The organism is Derxia lacustris (genome assembly GCF_002105195.1).
In the GTDB taxonomy this organism is placed as follows: Bacteria; Pseudomonadota; Gammaproteobacteria; order Burkholderiales; family Burkholderiaceae_E; genus Derxia; species Derxia lacustris.
Map to the genome: position 1 here is coordinate 1 of NZ_MUHU01000041.1, position 7,723 is coordinate 7,723.

The 7,723-nt window shown below is 71.3% G+C and carries 10 protein-coding genes; 7 read left to right on the forward strand and 3 right to left on the reverse strand.

The window, feature by feature from the left end:
* The first annotated feature begins 139 nt into the window (after nt 1-139).
* The 3 genes from B9P64_RS21510 (at nt 140) to B9P64_RS21520 (ending at nt 3,420) form a co-directional block, all read left to right on the forward strand.
* Nucleotides 140-814 carry a pseudouridine synthase gene (locus B9P64_RS21510; RefSeq protein ID WP_085318161.1) on the forward strand — a complete coding sequence of 225 codons (675 nt, stop codon included), beginning with the start codon at nt 140-142 and terminating at the stop codon, nt 812-814.
* Between the two features lie 171 nt (nt 815-985).
* Nucleotides 986-1,726 (forward strand): glutathione peroxidase, encoded by a 741-nt coding sequence (locus tag B9P64_RS21515; protein ID WP_085318162.1) that lies wholly within the window; start codon nt 986-988, stop codon nt 1,724-1,726.
* 242 nt (nt 1,727-1,968) lie between these two features.
* The gene (locus B9P64_RS21520; protein WP_085318163.1) at nt 1,969-3,420 is read left to right on the forward strand and encodes a dihydrolipoyl dehydrogenase; all 1,452 of its coding nucleotides are present in this window, start codon (nt 1,969-1,971) and stop codon (nt 3,418-3,420) included.
* A gap of 71 nt (nt 3,421-3,491) precedes the next feature.
* Here the strand turns inward: B9P64_RS21520 and B9P64_RS21525 are convergent, their stop codons facing one another.
* Entirely contained in the window at nt 3,492-4,370 is an 879-nt protein-coding gene (locus B9P64_RS21525) for a LysR family transcriptional regulator (RefSeq protein WP_085318164.1), read from the reverse strand.
* Between the two features lie 99 nt (nt 4,371-4,469).
* Between B9P64_RS21525 and B9P64_RS25880 the strand changes: the two genes are divergently transcribed.
* Both B9P64_RS25880 and fdxA read left to right on the forward strand, forming a co-directional pair.
* Nucleotides 4,470-4,637 carry a hypothetical protein gene (locus B9P64_RS25880; RefSeq protein ID WP_176256924.1) on the forward strand — a complete coding sequence of 56 codons (168 nt, stop codon included), beginning with the start codon at nt 4,470-4,472 and terminating at the stop codon, nt 4,635-4,637.
* Nucleotides 4,638-4,640: 3 nt separating this feature from the next.
* The gene (gene fdxA, locus B9P64_RS21530) at nt 4,641-4,997 is read left to right on the forward strand and encodes a ferredoxin FdxA (RefSeq protein ID WP_085318165.1); all 357 of its coding nucleotides are present in this window, start codon (nt 4,641-4,643) and stop codon (nt 4,995-4,997) included.
* Nucleotides 4,998-5,049: 52 nt separating this feature from the next.
* Here the strand turns inward: fdxA and B9P64_RS21535 are convergent, their stop codons facing one another.
* Nucleotides 5,050-5,988: an ion transporter gene (locus B9P64_RS21535; protein WP_085318166.1), complete on the reverse strand. Its 939-nt coding sequence runs from the start codon at nt 5,986-5,988 to the stop codon at nt 5,050-5,052.
* A 144-nt stretch (nt 5,989-6,132) separates the two neighbouring features.
* Here B9P64_RS21535 and B9P64_RS21540 point away from each other — a divergent pair, with 144 nt between their 5' ends.
* A complete protein-coding gene (locus B9P64_RS21540) occupies nt 6,133-6,492 on the forward strand; it encodes a type II toxin-antitoxin system Phd/YefM family antitoxin (protein WP_085318167.1) in 360 nt (119 codons plus the stop codon).
* On the forward strand, nt 6,489-7,178 hold the full coding sequence (locus B9P64_RS21545; RefSeq protein WP_085318168.1) for an AAA family ATPase: 690 nt from the start codon (nt 6,489-6,491) through the stop codon (nt 7,176-7,178). The genes B9P64_RS21540 and B9P64_RS21545 overlap by 4 nt, the downstream gene beginning before the upstream one ends.
* Before the next feature lie 37 nt (nt 7,179-7,215).
* Here the strand turns inward: B9P64_RS21545 and B9P64_RS21550 are convergent.
* A partial coding sequence (locus B9P64_RS21550) for an amidohydrolase family protein (protein ID WP_139826455.1) occupies nt 7,216-7,723 on the reverse strand: 508 nt, incomplete at its 5' end.

Sequence of the window (7,723 nt, forward strand, 5' to 3'; positions counted from 1 at the left end):
GTTCGCCGAGACCGGCCCGGCCAGCATCGCGCGGCTGCTGGCGCTGATGCCCTGGCTCGACAGCTCGCCCTGATGCCGGCCCGGCGCCAGTCGCGCCCGCCCGGTCGGCCGCCCGGCGAGCGGCGCCGATAATCGGCACATGCCCGCCGCCCTGCCCCCGCCCGCGCTCGTCTACGCACCGCCGCCCGATACCAGCCTCGATCTGCTGCATGCCGACGCGGCGCTGATCGTGGCGATCAAGCCGCCCGGCCTGCTCAGCGTGCCCGGGCGCGGCCCGCAGCATGCCGATTGCCTGGCCAGCCGCGTGCAGGCGCGCTTCGCCGATGCGTTGGTGGTGCACCGGCTCGACCTGGGCACCTCGGGCATCGTCTGCTTTGGCCGGGGCGCCGCCGCCCAGCGCGAGCTGAGCCGGCAGTTCGCCGCGCGCGAGACGCGCAAGCGCTACCTCGCCGTGGTCGCCGGCCGGCCCGCCGCGCCGAGCGGCAGCATCGATCTGCCGCTCGCCGCCGACTGGCCCAACCGGCCGCGCCAGAAGGTCTGCGCCGCGACCGGCAAGCCGGCGCTCACGCACTGGCGCGTGCTGGGGCCGGCGCCCGGCGGCAGCCGGCTCGAACTGGTGCCGGTCACCGGCCGCTCGCATCAGCTGCGGGTGCATCTGATGGCGCTCGGCCATCCCATCCTCGGCGACGAGCTGTATGCCGACGCCGCCGCGCTGGCCGCCGCGCCGCGCCTGCTGCTGCATGCCAGCGGGCTTGAGCTGGCGCATCCCGTCGGCGGACAGTTGCTGGCTTTCACCAGCGAAGCCGGGTTCTGATGACGTTTTGGCCGAATCTATCGGGCCTGCGGAATCGATAGCCAATAAACTATCGATTCGCTTAACACAATGAATTAGACCTATCGCCACCCCCTCCCGATACTTCGCTCCATCGCTGCAACAGGCAGCGCCCTTCAACCCGCAACAACCCCGAACACACTGGAGAAAACGATGGCTGAACTGCAATCCCGCGAAGGTCAACGCGTCCCGAACGTCACCTTCCGCACCCGCGTCGACAACGCCTGGAAGGATCTGACGACGGCTGAAGTGTTCGACGGCAAGACGGTGGTGGTGTTCTCGCTGCCGGGCGCCTTCACGCCCACCTGCTCGTCGTCGCATGTGCCGCGCTACAACGAGCTGGCCGCCACGCTCAAGGCCAATGGCGTCGACACGGTGGCCTGCATCTCGGTCAACGACGGCTTCGTGATGAGCGAATGGGCCAAGGATCAGGAGAGCGCCAACATCCTCATGATCCCGGACGGCAACGGCGAGTTCACCGAAGGCATGGGCATGCTGGTCGACAAGTCGGCCATCGGCTTCGGCAAGCGCAGCTGGCGCTATTCGATGCTGGTGAAGGACGGCGTGGTCATCAAGATGTTCATCGAGCCGGACAAGGAAGGCGACCCGTTCGAAGTGTCGGATGCCGACACCATGCTCAAGTTCGTCGCGCCCGAAGCCAAGGCGCCGGATCAGGTGGTGGTGTTCACCAAGCCCGGCTGCCCGTTCTGCACCAAGGCCAAGGAAGAACTCAAGGCCGCCGGCTACGAGTTCATCGAAGTGCCGCTGGAACACAAGGTGCGCGGCAAGGTGCTGGGCGCGCTGAGCGGCAAGATGACCGCGCCGCAGGTGTTCGTGAACGGCAAGCTCATCGGCGGCTCGGAAGAAGTGACCGCCTTCGTCGCCGGCAAGTAAGCCGCGATGCCGCCCGGCGCCACTGCGCGCCGGGTGCCCGACCCGACGGCGCTGCGCGCCCGGCAGCCGCTTGACGCCGCAACGCAGCGCCGCCTCCCCCGCGCCTGGCGCGCCCCGCTTTTCCCCACCGCACATCCGTTTCGCCGCAGCGCCCGCGCGCCCCGGCCGGACGCGTGCAGCCCGAATTCCTGCAATCCCTTGCAAGCGCCCCGGCCCAGCCGGTGCCACCACCGGAGAAACCGATGAAAACCTTGACCCCCGACGTCGCCATCATCGGCGCAGGCACGGCCGGTCTGGCCGCCTACCGCGCCGCCAAGGCGGCCGGCGCCAGCGCCCTGCTGATCGAGGGCGGCCAGCACGGCACGACCTGCGCCCGCGTCGGCTGCATGCCGTCCAAGCTGCTGATCGCCGCCGCCGAGGCCGCCCACGCCGCCCAGCACACCGCGCCCTTCGGCGTGCATGTGGACGGCGCCGTGCGCGTCGACGGCCGTGAAGTGATGGACCGCGTGAAGCGCGAGCGCGACCGCTTCGTCGGCTTTGTGGTGGACAGCGTGCTCAAGATCCCGGCCGAGGACCGCATCGAAGCCTTCGCGAAATTCACCGCGCCGATGGAATTGCTGGTCGGCGAGGACACCGTGGTGAAGCCCGGCCGCATCGTGATCGCCACCGGCTCGGCGCCCGCCGTGCCGCCGCCGTGGCGCGCGCTCGGCGACCGGCTGGTGGTCAACGACGACGTGTTCGCCTGGGACGACCTGCCCAGGCGCGTGGCGGTGTTCGGCCCCGGCGTGATCGGGCTGGAGCTGGGTCAGGCGCTGCACCGCCTGGGCGTGCAGATGCGGCTGTTCGGCAAGGGCCGGCGCATCGGGCCGCTGAGCGACGAGGCGATCATCGACGCGGCGGCCGCGATCTTCGGCGCCGAGTTCCCGCTCTCGGCCGATGCCGACGTGACCGACATTCACCGCGAAGGCGACGAGGTCGTCATCACCTATGTGGAGCCGGGCCGGCCCGAGCCGGTGACCGAGCGCTACGACTATCTGCTGGCCGCCACCGGTCGCCGCCCCAATGTCGGCAAGCTGGCGCTGGAGAACTCCGGCCTCGAGCTGGACAAGACCGGCGTGCCGCTGTTCGACCCGGCCACGCTGCAATGCGGCAGCCATCCGGTGTTTCTGGCCGGCGATGTGAACAACATCGTGCCGCTGCTGCATGAGGCCGCCGACGAGGGCAAGACCGCCGGCCACAACGCCGGCCACTGGCCCGAAGTGACCGCCGGCCTGCGCCGCGCGCCGATTTCGGTGGTGTTCAGCGAGCCGCAGATCGCGATGGCCGGCAAGCGCTTTGCAGAACTGGAACCGGGCTGCTTCGTGACCGGCACGGTCGACTTTGCCGACCAGGGCCGCAGCCGCGTGATGCTGAAGAACGCCGGCCTGATGCATGTGTATGCCGACGTGCGCAGCGGCCGTTTTCTGGGCGCCGAATGGCTCGGCCCGCGCGCCGAGAACATCGCGCATCTGCTGGCCTGGGCGGTGCAGCAGCAGCTGACCGTGGCCCAGATGCTCGACATGCCCTTCTATCACCCGGTGGTGGAAGAAGGCCTGCGCACCGCACTGCGCGACGCGGCGGCCAAGCTGGCCCGGCTGACGCCGGAGCAGGTGGAATGCGCCCAGTGCGAGGACAAGGCGAGCGACGCGAATTGAGCCGAGCGGCCCGGGCGACCGGGCCGTGGGCGGTCGGCAAGAAAGTCGGCAAAAAGCATTCGCGCGCCGCCTCACCCCAGCGCCGCCACCGCAAAGTCGACAAAGCTGCGCAGCTTGGGCGGCATGAAGCGCCGGCTCGCCCACAGCGCATGCAGCATGAACGGCCGATGCTCGTGATCGGGCAGCAGCCGCTCCAGCCGGCCGTCGGCCAGGTCGTCGACGATGAGCACATCGGGCAGCCAGGCGATGCCGAGGCCGGCCTGCACCGCGCGCAGCGCAAGCAGCGTGTCGTCGGTCTTGAGCACGGCGCGCGGGCGCAGCTTTACCGGGCCGGCGGGGCCGGTCAGGGTCACCGAGCTCATGTCCACATAGGTCGGCAGGATCGCGTCGAGGCGCGCGATGTCGTCCGGCCCGGCCGGCCGGCCGGCGCGGTCGAGATAGGCCGGCGCCGCCACCAGCAGCAGCCGGATCGGGCAGACCGGCCGCGCGACCAGCGAGGGCGCGGGATCGTTGGTCACGCGCAGCGCCAGGTCGAAGCCTTCCGACGCCAGATCGACCTTGCGGTTTTCCAGCCGCAGATCGATCACCACCTCGGGATAGCGCGCGTGGTAGTCCACCAGCATCCGGGCAAAGCGCGGCGTCGCGGCCCAGACCGGCGCGGTCACGCGCAGCAGGCCGCGCGGCCGGTCTTGCGTGCCGAGCAGTTCGGCCTCGGCCTGGTCGAGCAGCTCGAGCGCGCCGGCGGCTTGGGCGTGATAGCGCGCGCCGACCTCGGTCAGGCTCAGATGGCGGCTGGTGCGGTTGAGCAGCCGCGCGCCGACCCGGCGCTCCAGCGCAGCGATGTGCTTGCTGGTCATCGCGGCCGACAGGCCCAGCCGCTCGGCCGCGCCGGCAAAACTGCCCGCATCCACCACCTCGCGAAAGACCTTCAGGCCCAGCAGTCCGTCCATGGCTTTCTTCTCGGGAAACAAAGCCTCAACGCTAGCGCGCTCGATCAACCGTCACGAAAGGATTACGGTCGGCGGCCCCGGTTTCCCGCCTTGATCGCCATGACTCAGCTCTCGTCCCCACCGGCCGCGCCAGCGCGCGGCCCGATCGCCAGCGCCGGCCCGCTCCTGCGGCTGTGGCGGCTGTTCGTCGCCACGCTGGTCGTGGGCGCGCCGATCGCCTGGGGCGTGGGCGCGCTCGGGCTGCTCGGGCACTGGGTTGCGGGCTGAGCCATGCCCTTCGTCGTGACCGAGGCCTGCATCCGCTGCCGGCATACCGATTGCGCGGCGGTCTGCCCGGTCGAGTGCTTTCGCGCCGGGCCCGACTTTCTCGCCATCCATCCCGATGAATGCATCGACTGCGCCGTGTGCGTGCCCGAATGCCCGGTCGGCGCCATCCATGCCGATACCGCGCTGCCGCCGGGCCAGGAAGCCTTTGCCGCGATCAACGCGCGGCTTGCGCGCCATGCCGGCTGGCCGGTCATCACGGTGCGCGAACCGGCGCCGCCCGACCATGCGCACTGGGCGACGGTGGCGCACAAGCGCGCGCTGCTGGCGCCGGCGCTGGCCGCCACGCCCGAGGCGGGCTGAGTCGGCGACGCCGGCAAGCGGCATTCGCCCGCAGCTGCCGACCGCCGCCGCCTCAACGCGCCCCGTCGCTGGGACTGCCGGCAGCCGCGTCGCTGCGCCATTCGGGCAGGCGGGCGCCGCAGTTGCGGCAGAAATTGGCCTCGGGCAGATGGCCTTCGGTCAGGCAGGCGTGGCAGCTGCGCGTGGTGACGGTGTGCGGCTGCCAGCCGCGCCGCTGCGCCGTCATCTCGGCGGTGACGATGCCGGTCGGCACCGCCAGCACGCCCCAGCCCAGCAGCATCATCACCGAGGCGATCAGCCGCCCCAGCTCGGTCTTGGGCGTGATGTCGCCGAAACCGACCGTCGTCACCGTGGTGACGGCCCAGTACATCGCCACCGGAATGCTGGTGTAGCCGTTCTCCGGCCCCTCGACCACGTACATGAGCGAGCCGAACACCAGGATGAGCATCAGCACGAAGCTCAGGAACACGGCGATCTTGCGATAGCTGGCCGCCAGCGCCTGGGCCAGCGCGGTGAACTCGGCCACATAGGCGGTGAGCCGGAAGATGCGGAACACCCGCAGCAGCCGCAGCACCCGCACGTCGATGAGCACATGCGCGCCCGGCAGCAACACCGCCGCATAGGTGGGCAGGATCGACAGCAGATCGATCACGCCGAAAAAGCTGCGCGCATAGCGCCAGGGATGGCGCACGCAGATCAGCCGCGCCAGGTATTCGGCGGTGAACAGCAGGGTGAAGACCCATTCGGCCACATAAAGCGCCGGATCGAGCCGCGCCGACAGGCTTTGCGTGCTGTCGAGGATGGCGACCGCCACGCTGAGCACGATCAGCGCGATGACGGCCTGGTCGAACAGCCGGCCGGCGCGCGTGTCGGCCTCGAAGATCACGGTGTAGAGCGCCAGTCGCCAGCCTTCGAGCGGCTTGCCGAGCTGGGGCGCGGTGCGGGTGTAGACGGGAGCGGGCGGGCGGGGAACGGGATCGCGGGTACGCATGGTGGCGGTGGAGGTTGGGCGCGGACGACGCAAGCCTGGGCCGGGCCGGCGCGCGGCGGCAAGCGACGGCCGGCGCGATTGGCATGGCAATTCCGGCCGGAATGGCTAAACTGGCCAACTCATTCCCGGCAAGCGAGATCGACCATGGCTGCATCGGCATTGAGTCTTACCACCGCCCTCGGCCAGTCGGTCGAGATGCCCGCCTTCAGCGCCACCGAGGTCAAGAACGAGTTCGGCCGCGTGCTCGAAACCGCCTTCGCCCAGGGCGCGGTGGCCATCACCCGGCATGACGCGCCGAAGGCGGTGCTGCTGTCGCTCGACGCCTGGCGCGCGCTGACGGCGGCCGCGCCGGCACCGGCCGATCCGCTGGCAGCGCTCGGCGCCGAGTTCGAGGCGCTGCTGGCCGGCATGCAGACCGCCGAGGCGCGGGCCGCCGGCGATGCGCTGTTCGATGCCACGCCCGAGGCGCTCGGCGCCGCCGCCGTGGCCGCCGCGCGCGGATGACCGCCGCGCCGCCGCCCGCCGGCGCCAGTCCCAACCCATCTGCCGCCGCGCCGCGCCCGACGCTGCGCGTGCTCGCCGGCACCAACGGCGCGGGCAAGAGCAGTGTGGCCGGCGCGCTGCTGCGCCAGTCGGGCGCCGACTGGTTCAACCCGGACGAGGTCGCGCGCAAGTTGATCGCCGCCAATCCCGGCCTGGGCCAGCGCGAGGCCAACGGTCTGGCCTGGACCGCCGGCAAGACGCTGCTCGAACGCGCCATCGCCGGCCGGCTCGACTTCAACTTCGAGACCACGCTCGGCGCCAGCACCCTGCCGGCGCTGCTCGCGACGGCGGCCGATGCGGGCTTTGCGGTGCGCATCTGGTACGTGGGGCTGGCGAGCGTAGAGCTGCACCTGAAGCGCGTGCGCGAGCGGGTGGCCAAGGGCGGCCACGACATCCCCGAGGCCGACATCCGGCGCCGCTACGACGCCGGCCGCCGCAATCTGATCGCGCTGCTGCCCCGGCTGGCCGAGCTGAAGCTGTTCGACAACAGCGCCGAGGGCGATCCGCAGGCCGGCAGCGCGCCGGCGCCGCGTGCGCTGCTGCACTGGCGCGACGGGAAGCTGCAATCCCTCTGCGCCGCCGAGGCGATGCCCGACTGGGCGCGGCCGATCGCGGCGGCGGTGCTGCGGCTGGCGGCGGCGCGCTGACGCCACGCCACGCCACGCGCGAAGCGAGCCGCGCCGCTCAGCCGTTGACCAGCTCGCGCGCAAACGCGTTGTGGCGCTCGATCACCAACGGCAGATCCACCGTCGCAAGCCGCCCTTCGCTGACCACGACGCGGCCGTTGATGACGCTGGTCGCCACCTTGCCCGGCGCGCAGAACACCAGCGCCGCCACCGGGTCGTGCAGCGCGCCGGCAAACTCGATCGCGCTCAGGTCGAAGGCCACGAAGTCGGCCGCCATGTCGACCGCCAGCGCACCGATGTCGTCGCGCCCCAGCACCTTCGCGCCGCCGAGCGTGGCGATTTCCAGCGCCTCGCGCGCCGTCAGCGCCGCCGGGCCAAAGCCCACGCGTTGCAGCAGCAGCGCCTGGCGCGCCTCGCCGAGCATGTGCGCGCCGTCGTTCGATGCCGAGCCATCCACGCCCAGCCCCACGCTCACGCCGGCGTCGCGCATCTTGCGCACGGGCGCGATGCCCGAGGCGAGTCGCATGTTCGAGCACGGGCAGTGCGCGACGCCGGCGTGAGCGTGG

What these genes read in the sequence shown, in the direction of transcription:
- B9P64_RS21510 (WP_085318161.1), top strand. Translation starts at nt 140, where the DNA reads ATGCCCGCCGCCCTGCCCCCGCCCGCGCTCGTCTACGCACCGCCGCCC.
- B9P64_RS21515 (WP_085318162.1), top strand. Translation starts at nt 986, where the DNA reads ATGGCTGAACTGCAATCCCGCGAAGGTCAACGCGTCCCGAACGTCACC.
- B9P64_RS21520 (WP_085318163.1), top strand. Translation starts at nt 1,969, where the DNA reads ATGAAAACCTTGACCCCCGACGTCGCCATCATCGGCGCAGGCACGGCC.
- B9P64_RS21525 (WP_085318164.1), bottom strand. Translation starts at nt 4,370, where the DNA reads ATGGACGGACTGCTGGGCCTGAAGGTCTTTCGCGAGGTGGTGGATGCG.
- B9P64_RS25880 (WP_176256924.1), top strand. Translation starts at nt 4,470, where the DNA reads ATGACTCAGCTCTCGTCCCCACCGGCCGCGCCAGCGCGCGGCCCGATC.
- fdxA (WP_085318165.1), top strand. Translation starts at nt 4,641, where the DNA reads ATGCCCTTCGTCGTGACCGAGGCCTGCATCCGCTGCCGGCATACCGAT.
- B9P64_RS21535 (WP_085318166.1), bottom strand. Translation starts at nt 5,988, where the DNA reads ATGCGTACCCGCGATCCCGTTCCCCGCCCGCCCGCTCCCGTCTACACC.
- B9P64_RS21540 (WP_085318167.1), top strand. Translation starts at nt 6,133, where the DNA reads ATGGCTGCATCGGCATTGAGTCTTACCACCGCCCTCGGCCAGTCGGTC.
- B9P64_RS21545 (WP_085318168.1), top strand. Translation starts at nt 6,489, where the DNA reads ATGACCGCCGCGCCGCCGCCCGCCGGCGCCAGTCCCAACCCATCTGCC.